Origin of the sequence: Malaciobacter canalis, from assembly GCF_008000835.1 — a bacterium.
Lineage (GTDB): Bacteria > Campylobacterota > Campylobacteria > Campylobacterales > Arcobacteraceae > Malaciobacter > Malaciobacter canalis.
This window is the reverse complement of the sequence record NZ_CP042812.1, coordinates 248152-274617: the sequence shown is the minus strand read 5'-3', so window position 1 is coordinate 274617 and position 26466 is coordinate 248152. Positions and strand designations below refer to the sequence as shown.

The 26466-nt window shown below is 28.5% G+C and carries 28 protein-coding genes; 9 read left to right on the top strand and 19 right to left on the bottom strand.

Annotation, left to right across the window (positions count from 1 at the left end; genetic code table 11):
• Window positions 1-11: 11 nt before the first annotated feature.
• The 7 genes from ACAN_RS01340 to ACAN_RS01310 form a co-directional block, all read right to left on the bottom strand.
• Entirely contained in the window at window positions 12-572 is a 561-nt protein-coding gene (locus ACAN_RS01340; RefSeq protein ID WP_099334999.1) for an RBBP9/YdeN family alpha/beta hydrolase, read from the bottom strand.
• A gap of 9 nt (window positions 573-581) precedes the next feature.
• Window positions 582-1010 (bottom strand): Lcl C-terminal domain-containing protein, encoded by a 429-nt coding sequence (locus ACAN_RS01335; RefSeq protein WP_170233019.1) that lies wholly within the window; start codon window positions 1008-1010, stop codon window positions 582-584.
• On the bottom strand, window positions 1010-1285 hold the full coding sequence (locus ACAN_RS01330; protein WP_099335000.1) for a hypothetical protein: 276 nt from the start codon (window positions 1283-1285) through the stop codon (window positions 1010-1012). The genes ACAN_RS01335 and ACAN_RS01330 overlap by 1 nt, the downstream gene beginning before the upstream one ends.
• Window positions 1275-2342, bottom strand: a complete 1068-nt coding sequence (gene dxr / locus ACAN_RS01325; RefSeq protein ID WP_099335001.1) for a 1-deoxy-D-xylulose-5-phosphate reductoisomerase — start codon at window positions 2340-2342, stop codon at window positions 1275-1277. The genes ACAN_RS01330 and dxr overlap by 11 nt, the downstream gene beginning before the upstream one ends.
• Window positions 2339-3097, bottom strand: a complete 759-nt coding sequence (locus ACAN_RS01320) for a phosphatidate cytidylyltransferase (RefSeq protein ID WP_099335002.1) — start codon at window positions 3095-3097, stop codon at window positions 2339-2341. Before ACAN_RS01320 ends, dxr begins: the two co-directional genes overlap by 4 nt.
• A gap of 131 nt (window positions 3098-3228) precedes the next feature.
• The gene (locus ACAN_RS01315; protein ID WP_079578833.1) at window positions 3229-3972 is read right to left on the bottom strand and encodes a complement resistance protein TraT; all 744 of its coding nucleotides are present in this window, start codon (window positions 3970-3972) and stop codon (window positions 3229-3231) included.
• A 135-nt stretch (window positions 3973-4107) separates the two neighbouring features.
• Window positions 4108-5436: an NFACT RNA binding domain-containing protein gene (locus ACAN_RS01310; protein ID WP_099335003.1), complete on the bottom strand. Its 1329-nt coding sequence runs from the start codon at window positions 5434-5436 to the stop codon at window positions 4108-4110.
• Between the two features lie 92 nt (window positions 5437-5528).
• Here ACAN_RS01310 and ACAN_RS01305 point away from each other — a divergent pair, with 92 nt between their 5' ends.
• Together ACAN_RS01305 and ACAN_RS01300 are read left to right on the top strand one after the other, a co-directional pair.
• On the top strand, window positions 5529-5852 hold the full coding sequence (locus ACAN_RS01305; RefSeq protein ID WP_099335004.1) for a cytochrome C: 324 nt from the start codon (window positions 5529-5531) through the stop codon (window positions 5850-5852).
• Between the two features lie 186 nt (window positions 5853-6038).
• Window positions 6039-7553 (top strand): DUF3373 family protein, encoded by a 1515-nt coding sequence (locus ACAN_RS01300; RefSeq protein WP_099335005.1) that lies wholly within the window; start codon window positions 6039-6041, stop codon window positions 7551-7553.
• 16 nt (window positions 7554-7569) lie between these two features.
• Here the strand turns inward: ACAN_RS01300 and ACAN_RS01295 are convergent, their stop codons facing one another.
• Entirely contained in the window at window positions 7570-8082 is a 513-nt protein-coding gene (locus ACAN_RS01295) for a hypothetical protein (protein ID WP_079578825.1), read from the bottom strand.
• 123 nt (window positions 8083-8205) lie between these two features.
• Here ACAN_RS01295 and thrS point away from each other — a divergent pair, with 123 nt between their 5' ends.
• The 4 genes from thrS (at window position 8206) to rplT (ending at window position 11322) form a co-directional block, all read left to right on the top strand.
• Window positions 8206-10014 (top strand): threonine--tRNA ligase, encoded by a 1809-nt coding sequence (gene thrS, locus ACAN_RS01290; protein WP_099335006.1) that lies wholly within the window; start codon window positions 8206-8208, stop codon window positions 10012-10014.
• The gene (gene infC, locus ACAN_RS01285) at window positions 10011-10553 is read left to right on the top strand and encodes a translation initiation factor IF-3 (RefSeq protein WP_079578821.1); all 543 of its coding nucleotides are present in this window, start codon (window positions 10011-10013) and stop codon (window positions 10551-10553) included. The genes thrS and infC overlap by 4 nt, the downstream gene beginning before the upstream one ends.
• A gap of 124 nt (window positions 10554-10677) precedes the next feature.
• The gene (gene rpmI, locus ACAN_RS01280) at window positions 10678-10875 is read left to right on the top strand and encodes a 50S ribosomal protein L35 (RefSeq protein WP_099335007.1); all 198 of its coding nucleotides are present in this window, start codon (window positions 10678-10680) and stop codon (window positions 10873-10875) included.
• A gap of 87 nt (window positions 10876-10962) precedes the next feature.
• Window positions 10963-11322 (top strand): 50S ribosomal protein L20, encoded by a 360-nt coding sequence (gene rplT / locus ACAN_RS01275; RefSeq protein WP_099335008.1) that lies wholly within the window; start codon window positions 10963-10965, stop codon window positions 11320-11322.
• 61 nt (window positions 11323-11383) lie between these two features.
• Here the strand turns inward: rplT and ACAN_RS01270 are convergent, their stop codons facing one another.
• The 11 genes from ACAN_RS01270 to glmM all read right to left on the bottom strand — a co-directional run bounded on the left by ACAN_RS01270 (window position 11384) and on the right by glmM (window position 23770).
• Window positions 11384-11704, bottom strand: a complete 321-nt coding sequence (locus ACAN_RS01270; protein WP_099335009.1) for a cytochrome C — start codon at window positions 11702-11704, stop codon at window positions 11384-11386.
• A 39-nt stretch (window positions 11705-11743) separates the two neighbouring features.
• Window positions 11744-12940, bottom strand: coding sequence for a rhodanese-like domain-containing protein (locus tag ACAN_RS01265; protein ID WP_099335010.1), 1197 nt, complete (start codon window positions 12938-12940; stop codon window positions 11744-11746).
• 22 nt (window positions 12941-12962) lie between these two features.
• Complete coding sequence (locus ACAN_RS01260; protein ID WP_079578811.1) at window positions 12963-14225, bottom strand: polysulfide reductase NrfD family protein; 1263 nt, start codon at window positions 14223-14225, stop codon at window positions 12963-12965.
• Window positions 14226-14227: 2 nt separating this feature from the next.
• Window positions 14228-14866: a 4Fe-4S dicluster domain-containing protein gene (locus ACAN_RS01255; RefSeq protein ID WP_191287719.1), complete on the bottom strand. Its 639-nt coding sequence runs from the start codon at window positions 14864-14866 to the stop codon at window positions 14228-14230.
• Window positions 14867-14868: 2 nt separating this feature from the next.
• Entirely contained in the window at window positions 14869-17313 is a 2445-nt protein-coding gene (locus ACAN_RS01250; protein WP_099335012.1) for a molybdopterin-containing oxidoreductase family protein, read from the bottom strand.
• Window positions 17314-17833: 520 nt separating this feature from the next.
• Window positions 17834-18487: a c-type cytochrome gene (locus ACAN_RS01245; RefSeq protein ID WP_099335014.1), complete on the bottom strand. Its 654-nt coding sequence runs from the start codon at window positions 18485-18487 to the stop codon at window positions 17834-17836.
• Between the two features lie 19 nt (window positions 18488-18506).
• Window positions 18507-19976, bottom strand: a complete 1470-nt coding sequence (locus tag ACAN_RS01240) for an NAD(P)/FAD-dependent oxidoreductase (RefSeq protein ID WP_099335015.1) — start codon at window positions 19974-19976, stop codon at window positions 18507-18509.
• 100 nt (window positions 19977-20076) lie between these two features.
• On the bottom strand, window positions 20077-20649 hold the full coding sequence (gene mobA / locus ACAN_RS01235; RefSeq protein ID WP_099335016.1) for a molybdenum cofactor guanylyltransferase MobA: 573 nt from the start codon (window positions 20647-20649) through the stop codon (window positions 20077-20079).
• A 2-nt stretch (window positions 20650-20651) separates the two neighbouring features.
• Window positions 20652-21920: a 3-isopropylmalate dehydratase large subunit gene (leuC, locus tag ACAN_RS01230; RefSeq protein WP_099335017.1), complete on the bottom strand. Its 1269-nt coding sequence runs from the start codon at window positions 21918-21920 to the stop codon at window positions 20652-20654.
• Window positions 21921-21986: 66 nt separating this feature from the next.
• Entirely contained in the window at window positions 21987-22439 is a 453-nt protein-coding gene (gene lspA / locus ACAN_RS01225; protein ID WP_099335018.1) for a signal peptidase II, read from the bottom strand.
• Complete coding sequence (gene glmM / locus ACAN_RS01220) at window positions 22436-23770, bottom strand: phosphoglucosamine mutase (protein WP_099335019.1); 1335 nt, start codon at window positions 23768-23770, stop codon at window positions 22436-22438. The genes lspA and glmM overlap by 4 nt, the downstream gene beginning before the upstream one ends.
• A gap of 85 nt (window positions 23771-23855) precedes the next feature.
• On the opposite strand from glmM, the gene rpsT reads away from it, so the two are divergent.
• The 3 genes from rpsT to ACAN_RS01205 all read left to right on the top strand — a co-directional run bounded on the left by rpsT (window position 23856) and on the right by ACAN_RS01205 (window position 26371).
• Window positions 23856-24116, top strand: coding sequence for a 30S ribosomal protein S20 (rpsT, locus tag ACAN_RS01215; RefSeq protein WP_079578791.1), 261 nt, complete (start codon window positions 23856-23858; stop codon window positions 24114-24116).
• A 27-nt stretch (window positions 24117-24143) separates the two neighbouring features.
• The gene (gene prfA, locus ACAN_RS01210; protein ID WP_099335020.1) at window positions 24144-25211 is read left to right on the top strand and encodes a peptide chain release factor 1; all 1068 of its coding nucleotides are present in this window, start codon (window positions 24144-24146) and stop codon (window positions 25209-25211) included.
• Between the two features lie 107 nt (window positions 25212-25318).
• Entirely contained in the window at window positions 25319-26371 is a 1053-nt protein-coding gene (locus tag ACAN_RS01205) for a PstS family phosphate ABC transporter substrate-binding protein (protein ID WP_099335021.1), read from the top strand.
• Window positions 26372-26466: the final 95 nt, after the last annotated feature.

Here is a 26466-nt window from a genome sequence, read left to right as displayed (position 1 = left end):
TTTTATAAAACTTAAGAGTTTTTAGACTCTTCACACTCTTCTTCTCTTTTTATCCAATCTAAAGCACAATCAAGTTTTCCAAATCCTGATTGGGCATTTATATGTCCTGCATTTTCCATTATCTTCATACCAATATTTAACTCTTGTTGTAATTGCACAGCCTCATCTAAACTCATATAAGGATCATTAGTAGATGCAGCCATAATAACTTCTTTAGCTTTTAAATCTTTTGGTGCACTATAAGGAAAAAACTCTTTTATCTCTTCTACATCACAAGTTTTTCTAACAGGAGCAACTAACATTAATTTATCAAGTTTTATATCAAGTTCATCACAAACATGAAACCATAAGATATTTGCCAATGAATGACAAATAACAATTTGAGGATTAAAATGCTCAATCTCTTTTTTTAAACTCTCTTTCCATTGACTAAAGCTTGGATTATTTCTATTTGGGAAAGAGGGAAAAGAGACAATATAGTTCTCTTTTATTAAATCAGCAGCTAAATGTGCTTGCCAATGTGGATAATCACTTCCATTTAATCCATGTAATATCAATACTTTCTTACTCAAAACCCTTCCTTATTTAATATCTCTTACACATCTTATAAATTTTTTCTTATGTCTACTATCAAAATATGCAGTTCCACTTATAAAATGCATATAATCAGCATAGTACCATAGTGTTCTCCAATGGGCTTTATTTGCCCAATATCCATCAGGAACGTTATATCTAAAAGCTCTATTAATATAATTTATCTGATTTTTCTTATCAACTATTAATTTAAACTCTTCAATATCAGGAACTCTCCAATTAAAAAAACCTGCATGTTTTAAGTTTTGGCAATATATTGGTGCTTGTTCATGGTTTTTTTTAATTTTTATAACACTAATATCATCTTGCCACATCAAATTGTTTTTTTTGTCAATTACTACTTTTAAACTGTGGCTTCTTTGAAAATTATTTGCATACAAAGAACCAACAATTAATAAGAAAAATATCAGTTTCACTATTTAGCCTTTATACTAAATTTACCCTTTTCTAACTGTCTTGTTACACTTTTTTCAAAAAGCTCAATCTCTACTTTATATCCTGTTTTAAAAATAAGTCCTACAAGCTCTTTATGCTCTGTTTTTTCTTCATTTGAACTATTATGTTTTTTCCATTGTTCAAATTTATGTTCATAAGAGTTTAAAATCTCTTTTTCAAATTTACTTCTTGTATATATGAAGTATATTACCAAAATTATTAAAATAAGAAAAGGTATAAGTAAATCAAGACTCACAATAGTTTCTCACTTCTTTATCTATTTCATAAATATCATCTATACTATTTATAATTGGTTTATTAAATTTATTTATTGCATCAAGTGTAATTTTTGATACATCTAAAAAGCCTATTTGGTTATTTAAAAACTTTGAAACAGCAACTTCATTTGCAGCATTTAAAATAACTCCTAAATCAGGATTGCCTAAAACTTCATCTTTTATTTGCCAAATTGGATATCTATTTTCTTCTATTTTTTTAAACTCAAAAGAAGCAACATCAAGTAAATCAACTGGCTTTAAAATTGGCTCTTCAACTTTTCCTAAAATTGCATATGCAATTGGAAGCTGCATTGATGCATTTGCAATATGTGCTGTTGTACTTCCATCAGTAAAATTTATTAGTGCATGAATAAGTGATTTTGTTTCAATTATCGCATCTAATTTTCTTGTATTAAACAACCACTTTGCTTCAAGTAATTCAAACATTTTATTTGTCATTGTAGCACTATCAATAGTAATTTTATTTCCCATTGACCAATTTGGATGCTTTAGTGCTTCTTTAATAGATACATTCTTTAAATCATTTAAATCATAATTTCTAAAAGAGCCTCCACTTGCAGTAATTAGCATAGAGTCAACTTTTTTATCTTGTAATAAATACCATAAACCAAAGTGTTCACTATCAATTGCACTTAAATTTGTTTGATCTATAAATTTTCCTGCTACAACTAAAGACTCTTTATTTGCTAAAGCTAATTTTTTACCACATTTTATCGCTTTTAATGTTGGTTTTAATCCTAAAAAACCAACTAATGCATTTACTACTGTTTTAGAATTACTATTTTCAATAGCATCTAAAATTGCACTTTCTCCAAAAAAAACATTTTGATGATTTACATCTTTTATATGCTCTTTTTTTGCAATTACTACTTTTTTGGGATTAAACTCTTTTATTTGTTCATTTAAAAGCTTAATATTAGTACCTGCAACTAAAACCTCAACATCTAAATTAAACTTTCTTGCAACATTTAGAGTATTTACCCCAATTGAGCCTGTACTTCCTAATACTATCAAACTGCTGCTCTTAATACAACTAACATTACAACTGAGGCAAATAAATATCCATCTGTTCTATCTAATACTCCACCATGTCCTGGCAAAATATCTCCACTATCTTTAACCTTAGCCTCTCTTTTTAAATAACTTTCAAATAAGTCCCCAAAAATAGAAGCAATTGCTACTATAAATGAAATTAAAAAAGCTTGAAAATATGAGATAGTTGAAATTGCAAAAAGTGCTCCAATTAAAGAACCAAATATTACTCCACCAATTACTCCCTCAAGTGTTTTATTTGGACTTGTTTGACAAAACTTTGTTTTTCCAATACTTTTTCCAATAAAATATGCACCTGTATCTGTAGTTGCAACTATAAATAAAATCCACCACAGAATTTGTATCCCAAATTCATTATATAAAGATAATAAAATTAAAAATGAAGCCAAAGGATAAAGTAATGGTAAAAAAGTTTTTTTATCAATATCTTTTGTATATGCTAAAACAGAAGCAATAATTACTAAAGCTAAAAAAATCAAATTTTCAGAATCTTTATAAAAATAAGCTATAAGCCATGAAATTAAAGCTATTTGATAAACAATATAGCTTTTTACTTGAAATAGTTTCATTGCTTCACTTACTCCAACTATCATAAAAATTCCTAAAAATAACCATGTGATAAAAAATATATCTAAGTAACTTACTAGCATAAATACTAAAAATAAAACAAGTGCTGTTTTTATCCTCGTTGAACTATCTTTTATTAAATTTGACATTAATTTCCCTAAAAGTAAAATAGTTAAAAGTTTAGCATGTTATCACTTTTGATTTGGTGAAAAATAAGTTTAAGTAATTTAAGTAGAAATTTAGTTGTAATAATAAGAAACCTAAAATTAGGTTTCTTATATTATAAAATACCAGAAAGAGATCTAGTTAATCCCTCAACAAGTTTAGGTTTTGCTTCTGTAAATTCTAAATTTACTTTATTTGCTGTACTAACTACTCTTGTTCTAAAGATTTTCCATCTTGCATTTTTAGTATTGATTTTTTGATTAACATTTGCAGACATACCTTGTTTTGAATTGGCATTTGCATTTTGAATAATTGTTTCACCTTCTAAGGGTCTTTGTCTAATCTCTACATCAGTTATCATTGTATAATAAGTGTCATCAACCATTGCATCTGCAACAGAAGCAACTAAACCACCAATAAGTCCACCAGCTGCATATGATTTAGCACTATTTGCTCCACTTGCAGCTGCGATTCCTGCTCCTAGAACAACTCCACCAAATCCAGACTCTAGTGCACTTCTTGCTGTTCTTGCATCACTTTTACCAACTTGAAGTAAGTTAGCTTGAACCATAAATTGTGCTTCTTTTGGATTTCTAGTAATTTTAAATCCTCTTTTTTCAAAAGCAGTTTTAACTTCACTTTCTACATCGATAGCTTTATCAGTAGTATTTCTAACTCTTACATAAACGATTTGCTTTTCTGGAGCAACTGGCTCTAAGAAAATTGAGTCACTCATTTTTGTTTGAACATCTAAGTTTCTTTTCTTAATTGCCGTATGTAAAGCTCCACAACCTGTAAATAACGAGATAATAAAAATTGAACTTAAAGTAAGTAATCCAATTTTAACATAACTTTTCAATATTTCCTCCTTGATATTGGTCATGAAATATTATCAAAAAAGTCATAAAATATTCTAAAAAATAAAGATATATTTAAGTAAAAATTCATTATTTTTTTATTTTCTCATAAAAAAATTATATTTTGAAATAAATGATTATATATCAACTTCAATTGTCGTATAAGGATTATATAAAACATTTGAGCCACTTTGAATTTTTACATTTCTTCTTTGCGTATAATCAACTAAATAGTTTCCTGAGAACTCTACTGAAAACTTTGCACATAATTGGGCTGCTTTTACTATTACCTCATCTGGAATTGTTTTTTTACTATTTTGAACTATTACATGGCAAGATGTTCTATCTTTTAAATGAAACCAAAAATCACTTGCTTTTGAGTTTTTTAATAAATAAATATTCTCTCGTTCATTTCTACCTAGCATTATTTTATAGCCATTGAAAAAGAAATTTTCATAATTTTGTTGTTTTACTGTTTTTGTTTGATTCTTTTGTTTTTTAGGTAATAAAAACTCTAATTCATCAATATTTGTACATTTTTGTACATTTGATTTCATTTTTAACAAAAATTCATATTTTTGCATTAAGCTACTTTTTTCTATTGAGATATTAAGTGCTTTTTGTTTTAATCTTTTTGCTTTTTTAAATAATTCATTTGAATGTGTTGAGGCACTCATGCTAGACTGTAACTCAATTTTTACTTCATTTCCTTCATAATCGATTGTTTCTAGCTCTTTTTGGTAAGGTTGAATATTGTGTAAATTACTTAAAATTATACTTGCATTTTTGTATAATATGTTTGATTCTTCTTCTAGTTTTTCTTTTTGAGGAAGTGAATCAATTAAATTTTTAAGTTTTTTTAATTTCTTTTGTATTCCTACTATTTTTTGTTTTTTTAAATTATCTAAAAAGTTTTGTTCTTTTGTTTCATAAACTTTATATAAATACTCTTCAATATTCTCTTCATGTCCTTGTACAAACTGAAACTTTTGCCTTGGTATCTCATCTAGTTTATGTCCTGTTTTTACAATTCTACTTGAAGAGAACTCATCAACATGTCTTAATGCTTCTAAAACTACTCTATCTTCATCTAAAATAATAATATTTGTATGTTTTCCCGTAAATTCTAGCTGTAAAATTGTTGTTAGCTTCTTGTAAGATGAGGATGATTTTACTTTAATATTTATTACTTTATCTTCATTGTATATACTTACATACTCAATTTTTGAATTTGTAAACCTTTTTTGAAGCAATACATCAAAAGGTGCATTATAATCTTTTTTAGTATTTGCTCTATCTTTTTTCTTATAAATTAGACTTTGGCCTTTTGTCATATCAAAATATAATGTGTTATTATTATTAAATTCAATTATAATTATATTATTATCGATTCGCTTTATAAGCTTTACAATATGGGCATTTTCTTTCAAATATTCTACTACTTGTTTTAATAAAAAGTACTTCACAATTAATTCACTTTATGTTATAATATTTTTGTCTTGGTTTTTTATATTAATAAAATATAATTGTACCCAAATTTAAATTAGGAGAAATTACAATGACAAAATTCGCAAAAATTGCTCTTGCTGCTGCATTAGTACTAGGAGTAGCTGCATCAACAGCATCTGCTGATTCAAGAAAAGGACAAAAGATTTTTATTAAAAAATTAAAATCTCCTTGTGGAATGAATGGAGATAAATTCGCTGCAAAACATTCACAAGATGAATGGAAGAAGATTAAAGACTCTGGAAATTTCGAGAATGAAATAATTAAAATATGTCCAAAAGTAAAAAAAGGTTCTATTAAACAAAGTTGGCAAGATCATCTTTTTGATTTTGCATATGATTATGCAAATGATTCAGGAAATGTTCCTTCTTGCTAATTTTATAAAATATTTTTAAGGGAAGTAGCTTATGCCACTTCCCTTTTTTTATATTTATTATAAGATAAACTAATACTCTATTAAGCGCCTATTAAAAGCTATAGTTATATAATAATCATAAGATAATTAAAACTTTATATTATAAGTTTTAATTATTATACTATAAAGACACAAAGGGAACAATGAATGAAAAAGACTATAATAGGGCTTTCTACCGCTGTAGCATTAAGTAGTTCTTTATTTGCTTCTGATACATCAAATAATGAAATGCTTAAACAAATACAACTATTAAAAAAACAAATACAAATGCTTGAAACAAAACTAAATTCAAACGAAACTAAAGTATCTAATCTAGAAAAAAGCTTTACAGATAAAAGATTTACAAAACTTGAAAAAAATGTTGATAGAAATTCAAGAAAAATACAAGATGTTAAAGCACATGATGCTGGTGATAATATTAAGTGGGATATTGATTTTAGAACTCAATATGACAATGTTCAGTATAAATTAGGAAATGGTAAAAAAGTTTCAAATGAAGCGATTTTTTCAAATAGACTTTGGTTAGGAATGAAATTCCAAGCTGATGATAACTCGATTTTTTATGGAACACTATCATATAACAAACTTTTTGGAGATAACAGAGCAGATATTATGTCTGATGGAGGGACTCCAAATAATGCTAACTTTGATTGGGTTACAAATGAAGCTGCTACAAATGATAATAGTCTAAAAGTAAAAGAGGCTTATTGGTTATATAAAAATGAGTCATTTTTAGGAAATAGTGATATTTCTTGGACTGCAAGTGTTGGAAGAAGACCTTCAACTGATGGCTTAGGAATAAACTTTAGAGCTGATCAAAGTAGAAAATCAGCACTTTCACACACTGTAAATGTTGAGTTTGATGGAGCTAGTGCGAGATTTAACCTTGATAAAATCACAGGTGTTAGTGGTATGTGGCTTAAGTTTTGTGCAGGAAGAGGTCTTACAAATGCAAAACTTAGATTCTCTGCTGATGGTTTAGATTATATGAAAGATAATGATACATCAGAAAATGTTGATATGGCTGGAGTTATTTTTGTTCCTTATGATGATGGGCAATACTCTATTCACATGAATTATGCAAAAGCTTGGAATTTAATAGGTAATAAATATAGTGATTATGGCACATCAAGTCAAGGTAAATTTCATAACTTTGGAGATATTCAATTAGCTACTGTTATGTTTAAAGCGTGGGGTATTGGAAATGGGATTTCAGACTTTTTAGATGATACAACTATTTTTGCTTCATATGCCATGAGTAAAACAAGTCCTGATGGAGGAAAAGCTATGCTTGGTTCTACAGATTCTGAAACTGGTCACTCATTTTGGATTGGAGCAAATATGCCTTGTCCAATAACTGATAGTGCAAGAGTAGGAATTGAGTGGAATAAAGGTAGTAAATACTGGAGATCTATGACTTATGGTGAAGATACTATGGCGGGAAGTAAAATAGCAGCGCGTGGTACTGCATGGGAAGTTTATAGAAACCAAAAATTAACTGATGCTTTAAGTTTTTCTCTTAGATATACTCATATAAAATATGATTATGCAGGAAGTAATGGTTTCTTTGGAGATTATGGCACACCAATTGATATAAATAAATCACCAACTTCAGTTGAAGAAGCACAAAATATTACAGCAAATGTTAGATATAGATTCTAGTTTTGTAGATAGAGTCTTATTTTAAAGAGACTCTATCTAAATTTATAATTGTAGTTTCTGCAATATTCATCATAGCAATATTTACTTTTCTAAACTCTTCATCTTTTACTTCCAATAAAAGTTTATCATACATATTTGCATAAGGGAAAATTGTAAAATAAATAAACTCTTTTGAATCTCTTTCTTTATCTAATTCTTTAAACCATACAGCAAGCAATGCTAAATACAACATAGCTGGATTGAAAGTGCTGTTTTTACTTAGATATTTTGATATCTCTTTATTTATAAAGTTATATGCATTTAAAACTGCTTTTATTCTATAATGATTTCTATTTTTAAGATAATGTTCACTATCAAAAGTTACATTATTAATCTGTTTTAGAATATCTTCGCTTATAGAATTTATATATTTATCAACTTTTTCATCTATATCAAAAATTTTTTCACTACTATCTTTATATGTAGTTATTAAATCTTTGCAAAACAATAATAAGGCTTCTGTTTTTATCTTTGATAAGTTTAAAATCATTCCATATTCTACCTAAAATTTATTAATAACCTAATATTAAGATTAAATTTAAGTGCAAATGCGCTAAAATGTACGAAATTCTATAAAATTGCAAATGCAAAATTTATTAAGAAAAGGAAATTATTGGAACCAATTGGTGTATTAAGTGAAGGTAAAATTTATGACCTTCAAACTGCGGAAGCTTTAAATATAACTGGAGAAGAGATAAGAAATGATAACTCTGTTGAATCTTTAGAAATATTAAGACACTCTTGTGCACACCTTATGGCACAAGCGATTAAAGAGTTATATCCAGAAGCTAAATTCTTTGTTGGTCCTGTTGTAAAAGAGGGATTTTATTATGATTTTAAAGTAGATGCTAAAATAACGGACGAAGATCTACCAAAAATCGAAAAGAAAATGAAAGAGCTTGCAAATGCAAAGCTACCAATTCAAAGATATGAAACAACCAAAGATGAAATTCTAAAAAAGTTTGCAAACGATGAACTTAAACAAGCAGTATTAAAAAATATTACTGATGATACCTTAACAGTATATAAACAAGGTGATTTTGAAGACTTATGTAGAGGTCCTCATGTTCCTAATACTAGAATGATTAGAAGTTTTAAACTAACAAGAGTAGCAGGTGCTTATCTTGGAGGTGATGAAGAAAACGAAATGATCACTAGAATTTATGGAATCGCATTTTTTGATAAAAAAGAGTTAAATGATCATGTAAGAATGCTTGAAGAAGCAAAAAAAAGAGATCATAGAAAACTTGGAACTGAGCTTGAACTATTTACATTTAATGATGAAGTTGGAGCTGGTCTTCCTATGTGGTTACCAAATGGAGCAAGACTTAGAAGCAAATTAGAAAAAATTCTTTATAAAGCGCATAGAGTAAGAGGTTATGAACCTGTAAGAGGTCCGGAGATTTTAAAAGCTCAACAATGGGTAACATCTGGTCACTATGAAAACTATAAAGAGAATATGTATTTAACACAAATTGATGGACAAGAATATGGTATTAAGCCTATGAACTGTGTAGGTCATATTCAAATTTTCAAAAATGATTTAGTTTCATACAAAGATTTACCTAAAAAACTTTTTGAATATGGTGTTGTTCATAGACATGAAATGAGTGGAGCAATGCATGGGCTTTTTAGAGTAAGAGAATTTACACAAGATGATGCACATATTTTCTGTACTCAAGCACAAGTAAAAGATGTTATTATTGAAGTTTTAGAATTTGTTGATAAACTATTAACTTTATTTGATTTTAAATATGAAATGGAAGTATCAACAAAACCTAAAAAAGCAATAGGTGATGATGAGTTTTGGGAAAAAACAACAAAAGGTATAATGGATGCCTTAGATGAGAACAAACTACCATATGGAATTGATGAAGGTGGAGGAGCATTTTATGGTCCAAAAATCGATATTAAAATTCTAGATGCTATTGGTAGAAAATGGCAATGTGGTACAGTTCAAGTTGATATGAACTTACCAAGTAGATTTAATGTAGAATATATAAACGATAAAGGTGAAAAAGAGCAACCTGTGATGATTCATAGAGCAATTTTAGGTTCTTTTGAAAGATTTATTGGTATTCTTACAGAACATTGTGCAGGAGAGTTTCCATTTGTTATTGCTCCAACAGAAGTAATCTTTGTACCAATTGCAGATACTCATGTAGAATATGCAAAATCTTTGCAAAAAGAGCTTATTTATAATGATATTGATTCTAAGATTTTTGATATGAACGAAAGTTTAAATAAAAGAATTAGAATGGCAGAAAAACAAAGAGTACCAATGATTGTTGTTATTGGAGATGAAGAAGTGGCAAACAACTCTATTGCGTTAAGAGACAGACGAAAGAGAGAGCAATCTAATATGTCTAAAGAGGAGTTTATTTCAATGTTAGAAAAAATTAAAAAAGGATGTGAAGTTTGAGTCGAAACAATAAAAAAGACGAAGTGTTAATGAACGAAAACATTACAGCAAAAGAAGTAAGATGTACATCTGATGATGGAACTAATTATGGTATTATTCCAACAAGAGATGCGCTTGCAACTGCTGAAGAACTAGGGCTAGACTTGGTTTTAATTGCAGCTACTGCTAAACCACCTGTTGCAAAGATCATGGATTATGGTAAGTTTAAATACCAACAAGAGAAAAAGAAAAAAGAAGCAAAGAAAAAACAAAAAGTTATTGTTGTTAAAGAAGTAAAATTTTCTGTTAAAATTGCAGATAATGACATTAACTATAAAGTTAAACATGCTATTGAATTTCTTGAAAAAGGTTTCCATGTTAAATGTAGAGTTTTCTTAAAAGGTAGAGAGATGGCTCACCCAGAAGCTGGTGCTGAAGTTCTTGAAAGAATTTGGCCTATGCTTGAAGATTATGGGGTAAGAGATGCAAAACCTAAACAAGAAGGAAGATTTGTTAATATGATGGTTCTTCCTAAAAAAGAAGATAAAAGCAATTCTTAATTTTAGAAGAGAGTTTTTCTCTTCTAAACTACATATATTTAAACTTATTTTAAGCTAATTTTAAGTAAAATCACAAACTTTTTCAATAATAATGAAAATGCAAATTTAAAGAAAGGATTCCACAATGCCAAAGATGAAATCTAATAGTGGAGCTTTAAAGAGATTTAAAGTGAAAAAAAATGGTTCTATTAAAAGAGGTTCAGCTTTTAGAAGCCATATTTTAACTAAAAAAAGCCCTAAGACAAAAAGAAATCTTAGAAGTGAACAAACTGTTGCATCTGTTGATAAAGCAAGAGTTAAAAAAATGTTAAACAAAGCGTAATAAAAAAATTACTTAGTCCCTCCACAATTGTGGATAAGTTCGATTAAATAATCGACACCTATAAATAATGGTAAAGAAAGGAAAGATATGCCTAGAGTTAAAACTGGTGTAGTTAGAAGAAAAAGACATAAAAAAATATTAAAACAAGCCAAAGGTTTTTTTAGTGGTAGAAGAAAACACTTTAGAAAAGCCAAAGAGCAAATTGAGCATTCATTAGTATATGCTTACAGAGATAGAAGACAAAAGAAAAGAGATTTCAAAAAGCTTTGGATTATAAGAATCAATGCTGCTTGTAGACTAAATGATATTAATTATTCAAGATTCATGAATGGATTAAGATTAGCTAATATTGAATTAGATAGAAAAATCTTAGCTGATATGGCAATGAATGATGCAGAAGCTTTCGCATCATTAGTAGCTAAAGCAAAAGATGCATTAGCAGCATAATTAAATTTGCAAGATATTTAAAAGGAAGATGAATTATTCATCTTCCTTTTTTTATTTCTTATTAACAAGAAGGAACATTTCCTGAATCACTTGCATAATTATATAAGAAGTCATATACATGTGGTAAATAACTATTTTTAAGTGGCTTTGCCTTAGGACAAATTTTCAATATTTCATCATTTAAAGTTTTAGATTCAAACTTAGCTTTCCACTCATCTTGAGTATGTTTTTTTGCCAATACAGCTCCTGTAAATCCACAATCCTTTTTTAACTTCTTAATGATAATTTTTTGTCCTTTTAATGCATCTGCTTGTGCAGATATAGTAAACATTGAACTTGCAATAAGACAAACTGCTGCTGCTTTTAATAATTTTCTTAACATTTTATATCCTTTTTTTTAATTTAATTTTTGTTCTTTTTTTTAACCTAATGGCTCATTAACTTCAATTTTACAATCATTACCTTTGCAATCTATATTTGCATCAAAATAGAATACTTCAGATAGATCATACTCAGCCTCTTGAAGTTTTGTCCAAGCTTCTAAAGATCTTCCACCTGCTGTACAATTAAAGATAATGCTTTTACCTTTTGGTAATTTTTCATATAACTCTTTTGCAGTTAAATCACCTGCTGTTATATTAATTGAACCAACTAAATGTCCTGACTTAAACTCTTCTTTTGATGTAACATCAACAATTTGAATATTTGCTGGTACTTTGTTTTCTAAAATAAGTTTTTTTATCCACTCACCATCAACAGTACCCTCATCTAAACCTAACATAACACCATTTTTACTAAACTTTGGTTTTGTATCAGATGAGTCAGTTGTAATTTTTGATGCTCCTGATGCTGTTGTTGCAAGTCCAGCTTTTTTCCATTCTGGTAAACCTCCTGCATAAACAGAAACATTTGTATATCCAGTTTCAATTAATTTATTTGCAATTTTATGTGACTTTGTACAACTATATCCACCACAAAATACAAGAATTTTTTCATCTTTGTTAGAAGGAAATCTTCCAATTAAAGAATCTATTTTTGTATCAGGAATTGCAATGGCTCCTGGAATTGTTTCTTGTAATATTTTTTTATAAGGTCTTGCATCTACAAGTAATCCTGAGTTTTTAGCTTGTACACTTTTTGCAACTGCTATAGATACTTCCGTATACGATTTCTTTGCCCATTCAGGTTCACCTGCTTGGTAAAGTACAACATTTTTAAAACCCTCTTTTTTAAGCATTACTGCAACTTTTGGACTTTTGCCACATTTCCATCCACCACAAAATACAATAAGCTCTTTATCTTTTGCAGTATCTTTTAATTGAACAACAAACTCTTTAAATTTTGTATCAGGTATATTAATACTTGATGGAATTGTACTTTTTTTGTATTGTGCTTCTGGTCTTGCATCAACTAAAATAGATGTTGCAGTAGTTTTTGTTCCACCTTTTACTGCTTTTTTTGTATATTCAAAATCTACTACTTTTAAATCATTTTTCTTAATTAGATTTTGAACTTTTGCACTTGCATTTTCAAGTGATTGTCCTTGTGCAGCTAATGCACCTGAAACAGATAAACTAGCAGTTAAAGCAACTGCTACTAAAAACTTTGTAACTTTCATAACTTCTCCTTAAATTGTGTTATTAATGAACATCTCTTTGCTTAGTAATTGAAAATAGAGTATCAACTAATTTAAATATAAATATAGCAACTCCAACAGAACCTACAACAATAAATATCTCACCCAAATGCGGGCTAACATAATTGAAATTTGTTGTCAAACTATAAAAGTCATACTTTTCATATCCTACACCAAATCTATTTGTTAAAGGATTTGCATTCCCTCCATAAACAAATAAGTATCTTCCGATATATCCTCCTATAATTACTGAGATTGAAGCTGGTATTATGTATGATCTATCTGGTTTTACTAAAAGTAAAAAAGGTAAAACAAGGGCAAAAAGAATATATCCTCCAAAGAATAACACTCTAAACTCTCCAAATAGTATTATAAATGCCCAATCTTTATCAATTACTAAGTAACCTACTACTTCATAAATAGCTAATAAATATAAGAAAAAAAGCATACTTTTTCTTATTAAAGACATTAACTCTTTATAACCTTTTTTATTTCTATGTACTAAATATGACAATATTCCCATTACACCTAAAGATGATACAAATGCTGATATTATAAAGTACCACATTAACCCAGGGAATTCTGTCCATAAATGTCTTGCTGTATTCATAGAAAATAGCTTTGCTTGAATGTAATACTCCACTAAGTCTACACCAATACTTAAAATTAAAATAGGAAAAGCAAGTTTTCTTGCTAATTCTCTTTTATTTGTAAGTATTAAATATATTTCAAATAATACAAATGGAATATATGTAAGATAAAGTGGTAACATCAACCACATACCTGCATTTGTATTTGGATCTAAAAACATCCATTTCATATTTAACATATTTAAATCAGTTGCAATTGTAAACAATCCTGCAAAAACCATAGCAAGACCTGCTACCATAAATGAAGCAGCTAATTTTTCTACAATTTTAAAGTTTAATAATTCTGCTAATGCAACTAAAAATATAATTCCACTTCCTGTATAAATCATATACATATAGTTTGAGATAAATAGTGTCCAAGGAACTTCTCTACTTACTTCACCTACATTTCCAAATATTGCACTTTTTAAAGCTTCTTTTAATTCTGGATTAAAAGGGTCTAAACTCATTGAGTGAGTAGATGCAACTTTTGTAAAATATCTTAATTCATAAATCTCATATATTCCATATATAGCAAAGGCTATTAATACATATGATAAAAGCATTATTTTATTTAAAAACATATCTTTAAAAGAGGCTTTATTTATCTCAAGCCCTGCAATTGTAAACTTTTCCATAATTACCCCCTTACCCCTCTATATTTTTCTAAATACTCATCCCATGTATATATTTTAGTTTCATGAGAGATACTTTGTCTTGCATAGTTTTCTGAATCAGGAACAATATAAAAAAGTTTTGGACGTGTATTTGATTTCTCTTTTAAAAAGAAAAATCTCTTTTTCTTTAATAGTTTTACTAAATCACTACTATCATCATCTAAATCTCCAAACATTCTTACATTTGTTGGACAAGTTGTTTGACAAGCTGTTGTTCCATACTCTTCAATTCTATGATCACAAAATGTACACTTATCTACAGCAACTTTTGTATCATCTACAAATCTAGCATCATAAGGACAAGCTTCCATACAACCTTTACATAAGATACATTTTTTATAATCAACTTGAACTATTCCACCTGCTGCAACATAACTAGCATTAGTAGGACATACACTAACACATGGAGCAGTTTCACAATGATTACACTGAGAGGGATATAAATTAATAAAAGACTTATCAAAAATACTTCCCTCAACAATACCAACCCATATTCTTTGTTTATTTGCACCTAATTGTACACCATTTTCTTCTTTACATGCAGTTTCACATGCTTTACAATTTATACAATTTTGATAATCTAAAGCCATCGCATAATTCATAATTAAACCTTTCTAATTGAAACAATAGTTTCATGCATAATTGCACTACCAAATACTGGTTCTATTTCATCTTCAATTATCTCATTATCACTTGCTCCATTTCTATTTGCAAATGTCATACCAGAAGAGTTAGAGCCAAATCCATGAATATAAAAAACTGTATTTGCAACTATTTTATCAGTAGGAAATGCTTTTATTTGTATTGTTCCTACACTACTTTTTATCTCTACTAAATCTGCGTGTTTAATCCCTTTTTTCTTAGCATCTTTTTCATTTATCCAAACATAATTTTCTGGCATTAATTCTAATAGCATTACATTATTTGCTGTTGAGTTTTGTGTAAATTGAGCATGACGACCTGTTATAAATTTGAATTTACCTTCTGGTATCTCTTTAAAATCTTCTTGATGCCATACAGGCATTGGTTCAATACCTTTTTTTGTAAGGTTTTCTAAATAACACTCAATCTTTTTACTTGGTGTTGAAAAAAGTCTTTTTACTTCAGCAATATCTCTTGGGTTTATACATGTATCAATATCATCAGAATCTTCTTTATTTTCTAATTTTACAACTGTGAAAAATTTATCTTTTTCTTTATAGTATCTAAAAGAGTTATTATCGATTTTTTCAAAACTACTTAACATTTTTGGATAAAACACACCCTTTGTATTTAATATTTCCCATGCTTCTTGATTATATTTTGCTAAAAACATCTCTTTATTTACATGTTCTTGTGAATGCTCAAAAGCATCTGCTAAGTTATATCCATTATCTTCATATAACTCATCAATCTCTTCTTTACTTAATCCTTCTAACTCATCTTGCAAATCTTCATCATATTTTTTACTTATTTCAAATAATGGTTTAGATAATTTTTTAGCAAGTCCATGTATTATTTCAATTACTGGCTTTGTTTCATACATAGGATTAATTACTTTTTTTCTTAATGCAATTGAGGGTTCAACTCCAGGAAAAGATTTTACAGGGTCTTCTCTTTCTAAATATGTACACTCAGGAAGAATAACATCAGCCATAATAGCTGTATCACTTGGCATTGTATCAATAACAACTACTAAATCCATTTTTTCAAACATCTCTTTTGTTTTTTTAGTATTTGGAACTGAAAGTACAGGATTTTGCTTATAAACAAACATTCCTCTTATTGGATATGGTGTTCTTTCTTCAACAATCATATTTCTCCATGCAATCCATGAACCACTTCCTCCAATAATTGCTGCTTCATCTTTTTCTATTCTAGCTTTTGGATTTGAATATAAAGGAGCATTTACATAATGACTTCCAAGAGGTAGTTTTTTACCAAAAACTATTCCACCTTTCACATCAATTCCTCCTCCAAGTGCAGTAAAAATTGCTTGTGCTCTTCTTAATTGGAAATCATTTTTTGTCCAAGTTGATCTTCTACCTTGATAATAGATAGCTTGTGGTGCATTTGCCATAAACTCTTGGGCAACTTGCTCTATTTCATTTGCAGGAATTCCTGTAATTTTTTCTGCCCATTTTGGAGTATATTCGCTATTTAGAACATGTTCTTTATATTTATCAAAATTAGAGAAATTATTTTTTACATAAGTTCTATTATAAAGTTCATTTTTTATTACATGATAAGTTAATGCTAAAACAAAAGCTAAATCAGTTCCTGATTGTATAGCAAGATAATTATCTGCATGTATTGCTGTATTTGTAAATCTTGGATCAACAACAACAAGTTTTGTTCCTCTTCCTCTTGTTCTTTTAAAAATATCCATTGTATCAGGAGTAAGTATTGCTTCTGCTCTATTTGCACCTGCCATAATTACATATTTTGCATTTTGCAAATCTGCTTGTCCATATTTTCCTATTGTTAAAGCATATCCAGAAACAGCAGTTTGTAAACAAATAGAAGCATGATTTACAAAGTTTGATGAACCAATTTTATTTGACATAAAAGTCTTAAATGTATGTTCAGCTAATCCCTCACCAGCACAATAACCAAAACATGATCTATTGTCTTTTTCTTCATCTAAAATTTTAGTCATTTTTTCACTAATATAAGAGTATGCTTCATCCCAAGTTACTCTTTTATATTTTCCATCCCCTCTTTTTCCAATACGAATTAATGGATATTTTAATCTATCAGGATCATATAGTGCTTGAATACCTGCATTTCCTCTAGCACAAAGCATATTTTGTGATTTTGGAAAATGAGGATTTGGTTCAAGTTTAGTTACTATATTATTCTCAACTCTTGCATATGCAGCACATTTATTAACACACATTTCACATAGTGTTGGTATAAGTTTAACATCTTTATTGTTTGATGTTTTTGTTGTACCAAGACTCATTTTATCTTGTTTTGATGTGTCTTTACAAATTGCACTTGAACTTGCAATTACAGATAATGCAACAGTTCCTTGGAGAAATTTTCTTCTTGAAATCTCAACTTGCATTTCTCACTCCTTCTTAATATTATTTGTTAATATTATAACTTTAGCATAGTTTAATATAAATTATTCTTATTTCTGAATGAATATTCACTATTTTTTTCATAATTTCTTTATTTTTTTCAATTTTATAAGTAAATTTTATATTATTTTAATATTAGATATATATTTTTCTTATAATATAGGGTCTGTATACAATTTTTTCTTATAAGAAAAAATTATTATATTGTTATTTTATCCCTAGATATGATTATTACTTGTTTTTTAAGATTTTTCTAAAAAATTTTATAAGAAGTTGTATAAAAAAAATAAAGACAACTATTAATAAAAATATTAAAAATGAGTATAATAAAGGATGGTAAGGTAAAGAGTGGTGAAATAATGCTTTTATGTGAGATACTGGAGAAGTAAGCCACACATTTATATGTATTATAAAAGAAGATAATATAAATACAACAATATATAATATTGTAATTTTTTTAAGATTTTTCATTTTTTCTCAATTCAAATAAAGCAGATATCTGCTTTATTTGTTATAAAAATTAGTATTAATATATTCTGCCATTTCTTTAGGAGTATATTTCATACCTTTTTTTTCTATAATTGAATGGTTACGTTCCATAATGTCATGATTTGTACCTGATGATTGAGTAAGTGTTTTATTTTGGATATCAACCAATTCTAATTCTAAGTCATGTAATAACTTATTATTAAGAGCTGGTGCATCTTTACTAGCAATACCTTGTGCTTTTTTACCATGACATTTTGAACACATTTGTTTATATATCTCTGAGACAGTGTATTTTCTATCTTTTTTATAATTTTTTGAATCTTTATTAAAATTAAAAAATATATAGTTTGCCATCTCTTTTGAATCATAATTCATACCTTTTTGTATAATTACTTTCATATTATGTTGCATTACATCATGATTTGTACCTGATGATTGATATGAAGCTCCACTTTTCAAGTCAAATAGACTTATTTCAAGTTCATTTAAATCAATATTATTTAAAGGTGGAGTACTTTTTTCAATATTACCCTCAGCATTTATTCCATGACATTTAGAACACATTAATGTATATACTTCTTTAGCTGTATATTTATTATTTTGTGCATATAATCCAGATGTCAAAAAACTAATCATAAAAACTAGATACAGTGTTTTATTTATTTGCATTTTAATTCCTTTTAATAAATTATGCTCTACCTGATAGCATGCCATACATAGTCATAGGTTTTAAGGCATATACTTTTAATAACCACCAAATATATCTTTCTTGAGTAGGGTCTAAAGGAAATGATGGAGTTGGTTTTTTTGTCCAGTTAAACTCAGCTAACATTACTTTTCCAATATCAGTAATTAAAGGACAAACAGTATATCCTTCATATTTTGAAGTTAATGGTTTTTGTTCCATTAATGAGATTAAATTATCAACTAAAACTATATATTGCTTTCTAATACTTCCACCAGTTTTCCCCATAGGAACAGCAGCAATATCTCCTATTGCAAATACATTATCATATTTAACATGTTGTAAAGTCTCTTTATTTACAGGAACATAGCCCTTAGCAGAACCAATAGCAGAATTACCAATCTCATCAGGTGCTTTCATAGGAGGAGTAATATGCAATAAATCAAAAGGAACTTCAACATCTTGATGTTTCAATATCATATCATACTCTTCTAAGTCTTCATCCCATGCACCTTTTTCAAGCCATTTTTTATCAAAAGTTGCAATTTTATTTTTTAAATCAACACCTGTTAAGTTATGTTTATAATTCCACTTCATTCCTCTTTGTTTAAACTGCTTTACAATAGCATCATGATACTCTTTAACTCCAAACATAGTTGAACCATTTGGATAAAAAGTTAATTCAGCATTTTCTCTAGCGCCTGCTTCCACTAATCTTGAATTAGTAAGATACATTATTTTTTTAGGAGCACCACCACATTTAATTGCTGTATTAGGATGTGTAAATACTCCTTGCATTTTTTTTGATCCAGTTTTAGCAGCTTCTACAAATTTTTGCATTTGCTCCCATGTTTTAACTGAACTATCTACATTATATATTGAACAAACTCCAGAATCAGCAAAAGTATCAAGTATTTTTTTAGCACTACCAACTGTTTTAGCTTCACCAATATCTTCCAAGCCTTTGATTCTTCCAAAATCAAGAGATAATCCAGCTGCAACAATTAAATAATCATATGAAATATCTTCGCCTGAGCCAATTGTTAGTTTATTATTCTCTGGATCAAAATCTACTGCTTTATCAGATATATGTTTTACTCCAGTTGGTATAAAATCTTTTGTATCATACATAACATCTTCTTTTTCATAAACTCCAGATGCTACTAATGTATTTCCTGGTTGATATGATACTGATTTTGGATTTGGTTCAATTATAGTAATATCAGGATTTGATAATGAGTTTGTTAATTTAGCAGCTGTAGAAACCCCTGCAAGTCCTCCACCAACAATTACAATTTTTGCTTTAACATCACTAGCTTTTGCAGTTGTTGCTGCTTGGGCTTCATCTCCTCCCATTAAAAATGCAGCTGAGCCTAAACCTGCTACTTTAAAAGCATCCCTTCTAGAAATACCCTCTTTTTTTAATTTAGAGTCTAATAAATCTAATGCGTCATTAAGCTCTTTATTTGCCATGTTGCTTCCTTTTATAAATTTATCTTATATAAGAAGCATAACCAAAAGTAAATAATATAGTACTTAACTATAACTTAAACGAATAATATTTAATATTTATCTAACTTATAATACTCAAAGCTTTTTTATAATCTTCTGGGTGGTTAAGATTTATAAACTCATCTTCATTATTAAACTTTACAATCTTTGTTTTAACAGAGTCTAATAAATAAGATATTTTATGCATATCTTCTAAAAGCATTTGATTAACAACTGTTTTTATATCTTTTGAGAATACACCACATAAATTATGAACTCTTTTTGTTTGTGCTACTGTAATATCATAATTTTCACTTTGATTTATCAACTCTTTAATTGATTCAATTTTTATCAAAGGTGTGTCAACAGTTATCAAAAAGAATTTATCATAATTATTTGTTTTATTTATAATATTTGCTAAGCCAACTATTGGAGAGTAAATAGAAGAATCTTCCAAAAGTAGATTTGCTTCAAAATCGAATTTATTATTTTTACAAGAAAGATATATCTCTTTAAAATAAGGTTTTAATCTATTATATTGATATTTTGCTAAAGAGGTTTCATTTGCGAATGGAAGAAGAGATTTATCTTCTTTCATTCTTGAGCTTTTCCCACCACATAAAATTATACAAGGTATATCAAATTGTGGTTTCATAATTATAAAGAGTTTGGATCAGTTATGTATCCAGAGATTGCACTAGCAGCTGCAACTGCACTATTTGCAAGATAAATTTTTGAACTTCTACTTCCCATTCTTCCAACAAAGTTTCTATTAGTAGTTGAGATACAAACTTCATTATCTCCTAAAATCCCCATATATCCTCCTAAACATGCTCCACAAGTTGGATTTGATACAACTGCTCCTGCATCAACTAAAATATCAATATATCCTAATTTTGTTGCATCTCTTAAAATCTGTTGTGTTCCAGGAGTTATGATAAGTCTTACATGTCTTGCAACTTTTTTACCATCTAAAATCTTAGCTGCAACTTCAAAATCACTTAATCTTCCATTTGTACATGAACCTATAAATACTTGATCTACTCTAATCTCATCTTCAACTGCTTGAGAAACAGAATGTCCATTTGATGGTAAAAATGGATATGCTATTACTGGTTCTAATTTTTCTACATCAATTTCAATTGTTTGACAGTAGTTTGCATCTTCATCGCTATAATGAATTTTTGGTTCACCTCTTAAAGATTTTCTAGTTTGTAAAAACTCTTCTGTAACCTCATCATATGCAACTATACCATTTTTAGCTCCTGCTTCAATAGCCATATTACATAAAGAAAATCTATCATCCATACTCAAATAAGGAATTGTTGTTCCAGTAAATTCTAAAGTTTTATAAAGTGCTCCATCAACACCTAAAATTCTAATTATTTCTAAAATTAAATCTTTTCCAGTTACATATTTACTTGGCTTACCATTAAATACTACTTTAATTGACTCTGGCACTTTAAACCAATTTCCACCTGTAATCATTCCAAAAGAGATATCAGTACTTCCCATACCTGTACTAAATGCACCTAAAGCTCCATGTGTACATGTATGTGAATCTGCACCAATAATAACATCTCCTGGTAAGACTAAACCTTTTTCTGGTAAAAGTGCATGTTCAATTCCCATGTCTTTTTCATCAAAAAAGTTTTTTAAATCATGTTTCATTGCAAAATCTCTTGAGATTTTTGCTTGGTTTGCACTTGCTATATCTTTTGCTGGAATAAAGTGATCAAGCACAATAGCAAAACCGTCTGGATTAGCAAGTTTCTCTTTTCCACTTTCTTCAAATGCTTTAATAGAAATGGGTGTGGTAATATCATTACCAATTACCATATCTATATTACATCTAATGATTTCTCCTGCATATACTTCTCTTCCAATATGCTCACTAAATATTTTTTCTGTTATAGTTTGTTTCATTTATTCCTACTTAATATATAATTTGTCAAAAATTATATCTAAAAAAAAGTTAACCTTACAAAAAGCCTATGCTTCTTCTTTATTTTTGCCCCAAATTTGTTTATATATAATAATTCCCACAGCAAGATTAATAATCATATCTGCAAGATTAAATATTGCAAACTCAAAGCCACAATGCCAATATATATAATCAACAACTGCTTCATATGTAAACCTATCTAAAATATTAGATAATCCTCCTGCAAATAAAAGAGCAATTGGTAAAGCATACTCTTTTAAAACAGTTTTATTAAAGTATAAATAAATAACTCCTATAAATACTAAGGCTAATTGAATATATTTTAAATACTCTTTTAAAAAAGAGAACATAGAAAATGCAACACCATAATTGTAAGCTAGTTGAAAAGATAAACAACTTCCTTCATAACCCCAGTTATTATAAACAAAAGCATATTTAATAGCTTGATCAACTATAAAAATAGTTAAAAATATTAAAAAAAGTAGTACTGTTTTATTCATAGTCTATTTTTAAAAAACTCTGTTAATTTTTCCATATACTCATCTACTAACTTTTTATCTTTTCCCTCAAGTAAAACTCTTAATTTTTTTTCTGTTCCTGAGTATCTAATTAGATCTCTCATTCCTAAGCTTTTAATCTCTTCTTGAAGCTCTTTTAAGCCTTCAATTTTATTTAATGGCTTTTTTTCACCAACAATAATATTTTTTAATACTTGTGGATATAAATCAAAAGGATTTAATATTTCACTAGCTGTTTTTTTACTTTTAACCATCATTGCAAGAACTTGTAAAGCACTTGCCAATCCATCTCCTGTTTTTGCTACATCTGAAAAAATTATATGTCCACTTTGTTCACCTCCAAAGTTTAAACAACAATTTTTCATTCCTTCTAATACATATTTATCCCCAACATCACTTCTTTGAAGTTCAATATTGTGTTTATTTAAATAATCTTCTAGTGCTTGATTACTCATAACAGTTGCAACACAAGCATTTTTTGATAATAAATTTTGACTACTTAAATAAGTACACAATGCACCAATAAGTTTATCACCTGATATAACTTCACCTTTTTCATCAACTACTACTAATCTATCAGCATCACCATCAAGTGCAATTCCTATGTCTGCTCTAGTTTCTAATACTACTTTTCCAACATTTTTAGGATGAAGTGCCCCACAATCATCATTGATATTATATCCATTTGGAGTATTATTAATAGTTATTACTTCTGCACCTAACTCTTCAAGAATTGTTGGTCCAACTTTATAAGCAGCACCATTTGCACAATCTAAAACAATTCTAATACCTTGTAAAGTTAAATCTTTTGGAAAAGAACTCTTAATTGAAACAATATATCTTCCAATAACATCATCAATTCTTTTTGAAGCTCCAATTTCTTTCCCTGTTTTTTGTTGAGAACTTAAATATTCTTCATTTGCAAAAATATTTTCAATTTCTTTTTCACACTTTGAATTTAATTTATTTCCATGATTATCAAAAAATTTAATTCCATTATCATCATAAGGATTATGAGAAGCACTAATCATAATTCCAGCATCACATCTCATGCTCTCTGTTAAGTATGCAATTGCAGGCGTAGGCATAGGGCCTATTTGAATAACATCATAGCCAACTGCTGTTAATCCTGATACAAGAGCATTCTCTATCATATAACCACTTCTTCTAGTATCTTTTCCTACCAAAATTTTATTTGTCGTAGAATGTTTTCTAAAATGTATCCCAGCTGCCATTGCAAGTTTCATTGTAGTTATTGCATCCAAAAACTCACCAGCTTTTCCTCTTACTCCATCAGTTCCAAATAGTTTCATTAAATCTTCCTAAATTTAAACTTAATTTAAAGTTGTTTTAGGTAACATTCTACCCTTAAATTTTTTACAAAGAGGTTAAAATAAAATGGCAAATCATAAATCTGCTGAAAAAAGAGCTAGACAAACTAAAGTTAGAACAGAAAGAAATAGATTCTACAAAACAAGAGTTAAAAACATAACTAAAGATGTATTATCTGCTGTTGAAGCAAATGATAAAGAAAAAGCAACTGAAGCAATGAAAACTGCAAATAAGTATATTCACCATTGTGTAAGTAAAGGTATATTAAAAAAAGGTAATGCAGCTAGAAAAGTTAGTAGATTACAAACTAAAGTAAATGCTATATAATCTAAAGGTTATATAGTAAATATAATTATGCTAAAAGAAAAACTGCAACATTTTATAAATAAATATGAAGAGATTAACGAAATGTTGATCTCACCAGAAGTTACATCTGATATAAAAAAGATGACAGAACTTTCAAAAGAACAATCAGCTATTGAACCAATTGTTACTAAAGCAAAAGAGTATATTAAAGTTCTTGAAGGTATAGAAGAAAGTAAAATACTTTTAGAAGACAAAGAGTTAGGTGAACTTGCAAAAGAAGAATTAAAAGAATTAGATTCAGCTAAATATGATTTAGAAGAAGAGATTAAAATTCTTATGATGCCAAAAGATCCAAATGATGACAAAAATATATATTTAGAGCTAAGAGCTGGAACAGGTGGGGATGAAGCTGCTATTTTCGTAAGTGACCTATTTAGAGGTTATTTAAGATATGCAGAAAATAATGGCTGGAAAGTTGAAATAATGAACTCAAGTGAGAATGAGGCTGGAGGCTATAAAGAACTGGTACTTTTAGTAAAAGGTGACCATGCGTATAGTAAACTGAAATTTGAAGGTGGAACACACAGAGTTCAAAGAGTACCAGCAACTGAATCACAAGGTAGAGTTCATACATCAGCAATTACTGTTGCAGTTATGCCAGAAGTTGACGATGTAGAAATAGAAATCAATCCAAATGATTTAAAGATTGATGTAATGAGAGCAAGTGGTAATGGAGGACAATCTGTTAATACTACAGATAGTGCAGTAAGAATTACTCACCTTCCAAGCGGACTTGTTGTAACAAATCAAGATCAAAAGTCACAACATAAAAATAGAGAAAAAGCCATGAAAGTTCTTAAAGCAAGACTTTATGATTTACAAATGAAAGAAAAAATGGCTCAAGAAGGTGCAGATAGAAAAGCCCAAGTTGGAACTGGAGATAGAAGTGGAAGAATTAGAACATATAATTATCCACAAAATAGAGTCTCAGACCACAGAATTAACCTTACTCTTTATAGACTTGAATACATAATGAATGATGGATTATTTGATGAAATAATTGATCCATTAATTGCAGATTATCAATCAAAACTTATGGAAACAAGTGACATATAATTTGTCACTTCTTTTCATCTTCTTTCTTACTTAATTAAAAAATAGTAACCAAAATGTAACCAACTAATTTTATAATTTCTCTATCAAACATCAATGGAGAATAAAATATGACATTAAAAAAAACAACATTAGCAATTCTTGCAAGTGCAGCTTTAACTGTAAGTTTAAGCGCTAGAGATCAAATAAAAATGGTTGGTTCATCAACTGTTTATCCTTTTGCATCAGCTGTAGCAGAAGAGTTAGGTGCAACAACAAAATATCCTACTCCTGTTGTAGAATCAACTGGTTCAGGTGGTGGTATGAAACTATTTTGTGCAGGAAATGATTTAAATACACCTGATATTACAAATGCTTCAAGAAGAATGAAAACTACAGAGTTTCAATTATGTGAAAAAAATGGTGTAACTCAAATCACAGAAGTAGTTATAGGATTTGATGGTATTGCATTTGCTGAATCAAAAGATAATAAACCATTTTCAGTAACAACAAAACAACTAGCATTAGCAGTTGCAGCAGAAGTTCCAGGAAAAGATGGAAAATTAATTGATAATCCTTATAAAAAATGGTCTGATATTGACTCTTCATTACCAAATAGAGAAATTATTATTTATGGTCCTCCAAAATCATCAGGAACAAGAGATGCATTTGAAGATATGATTTTAAAAGCTACATTCAAAAAGATGCCAGAGTATACATCTTTATATAAAAAAGATAAAGAGAAATATAAAGCTTATAAAAAATACCATAAAGTAAGACAAGATGGTGTATATGTTCCATCAGGTGAAAATGACAACTTAATTGTTCAAAAGTTAGTTAAAAATAAAAATGCATTTGGTATTTTTGGATATTCATTCTTAGTTGAAAATGAAGACAAGTTAATAGGTTCAAAAATAAATGGAGTAATGCCAACTCCAGATGCAATTTCATCAGGAAAATATCCAGTATCAAGATCACTATTTTTCTATATCAAAAAATCTCATGAAAAAGATGTTCCTGCTATAAAAGAGTATGTAAATATGTTCACAGATGATATGATGATTGGTGAAAATGGAATTTTAACTGAAATTGGTCTTATTCCTTTACCAAAAGCACAAAGAGAAGCTGTAAAAACAAGAGTTGCAAAAAGACAAAACCTTACATTAGAAGATTTAAAACACTAAATATTAAAGAGGATTTTACTCCTCTTTAATTTATCTAAACTAGCTATAAATATAGGTCTTTATCTATTTTGACAAATAAATAACAAAGATCTATA

Excerpts from the sequence above, each read along its gene's own strand:
- ACAN_RS01320 (WP_099335002.1), bottom strand. The coding sequence starts at position 3,097 with ATGTCAAATTTAATAAAAGATAGTTCAACGAGGATAAAAACAGCACTT.
- ACAN_RS01305 (WP_099335004.1), top strand. The coding sequence starts at position 5,529 with ATGACAAAATTCGCAAAAATTGCTCTTGCTGCTGCATTAGTACTAGGA.
- ACAN_RS01300 (WP_099335005.1), top strand. The coding sequence starts at position 6,039 with ATGAAAAAGACTATAATAGGGCTTTCTACCGCTGTAGCATTAAGTAGT.
- ACAN_RS01295 (WP_079578825.1), bottom strand. The coding sequence starts at position 8,082 with ATGATTTTAAACTTATCAAAGATAAAAACAGAAGCCTTATTATTGTTT.
- rpmI (WP_099335007.1), top strand. The coding sequence starts at position 10,678 with ATGCCAAAGATGAAATCTAATAGTGGAGCTTTAAAGAGATTTAAAGTG.
- rplT (WP_099335008.1), top strand. The coding sequence starts at position 10,963 with ATGCCTAGAGTTAAAACTGGTGTAGTTAGAAGAAAAAGACATAAAAAA.
- ACAN_RS01270 (WP_099335009.1), bottom strand. The coding sequence starts at position 11,704 with ATGTTAAGAAAATTATTAAAAGCAGCAGCAGTTTGTCTTATTGCAAGT.
- ACAN_RS01265 (WP_099335010.1), bottom strand. The coding sequence starts at position 12,940 with ATGAAAGTTACAAAGTTTTTAGTAGCAGTTGCTTTAACTGCTAGTTTA.
- ACAN_RS01260 (WP_079578811.1), bottom strand. The coding sequence starts at position 14,225 with ATGGAAAAGTTTACAATTGCAGGGCTTGAGATAAATAAAGCCTCTTTT.
- ACAN_RS01255 (WP_191287719.1), bottom strand. The coding sequence starts at position 14,866 with ATGAATTATGCGATGGCTTTAGATTATCAAAATTGTATAAATTGTAAA.
- ACAN_RS01250 (WP_099335012.1), bottom strand. The coding sequence starts at position 17,313 with ATGCAAGTTGAGATTTCAAGAAGAAAATTTCTCCAAGGAACTGTTGCA.
- ACAN_RS01245 (WP_099335014.1), bottom strand. The coding sequence starts at position 18,487 with ATGCAAATAAATAAAACACTGTATCTAGTTTTTATGATTAGTTTTTTG.
- ACAN_RS01240 (WP_099335015.1), bottom strand. The coding sequence starts at position 19,976 with ATGGCAAATAAAGAGCTTAATGACGCATTAGATTTATTAGACTCTAAA.
- mobA (WP_099335016.1), bottom strand. The coding sequence starts at position 20,649 with ATGAAACCACAATTTGATATACCTTGTATAATTTTATGTGGTGGGAAA.
- leuC (WP_099335017.1), bottom strand. The coding sequence starts at position 21,920 with ATGAAACAAACTATAACAGAAAAAATATTTAGTGAGCATATTGGAAGA.
- lspA (WP_099335018.1), bottom strand. The coding sequence starts at position 22,439 with ATGAATAAAACAGTACTACTTTTTTTAATATTTTTAACTATTTTTATA.
- glmM (WP_099335019.1), bottom strand. The coding sequence starts at position 23,770 with ATGAAACTATTTGGAACTGATGGAGTAAGAGGAAAAGCTGGTGAGTTT.
- rpsT (WP_079578791.1), top strand. The coding sequence starts at position 23,856 with ATGGCAAATCATAAATCTGCTGAAAAAAGAGCTAGACAAACTAAAGTT.
- prfA (WP_099335020.1), top strand. The coding sequence starts at position 24,144 with ATGCTAAAAGAAAAACTGCAACATTTTATAAATAAATATGAAGAGATT.
- ACAN_RS01205 (WP_099335021.1), top strand. The coding sequence starts at position 25,319 with ATGACATTAAAAAAAACAACATTAGCAATTCTTGCAAGTGCAGCTTTA.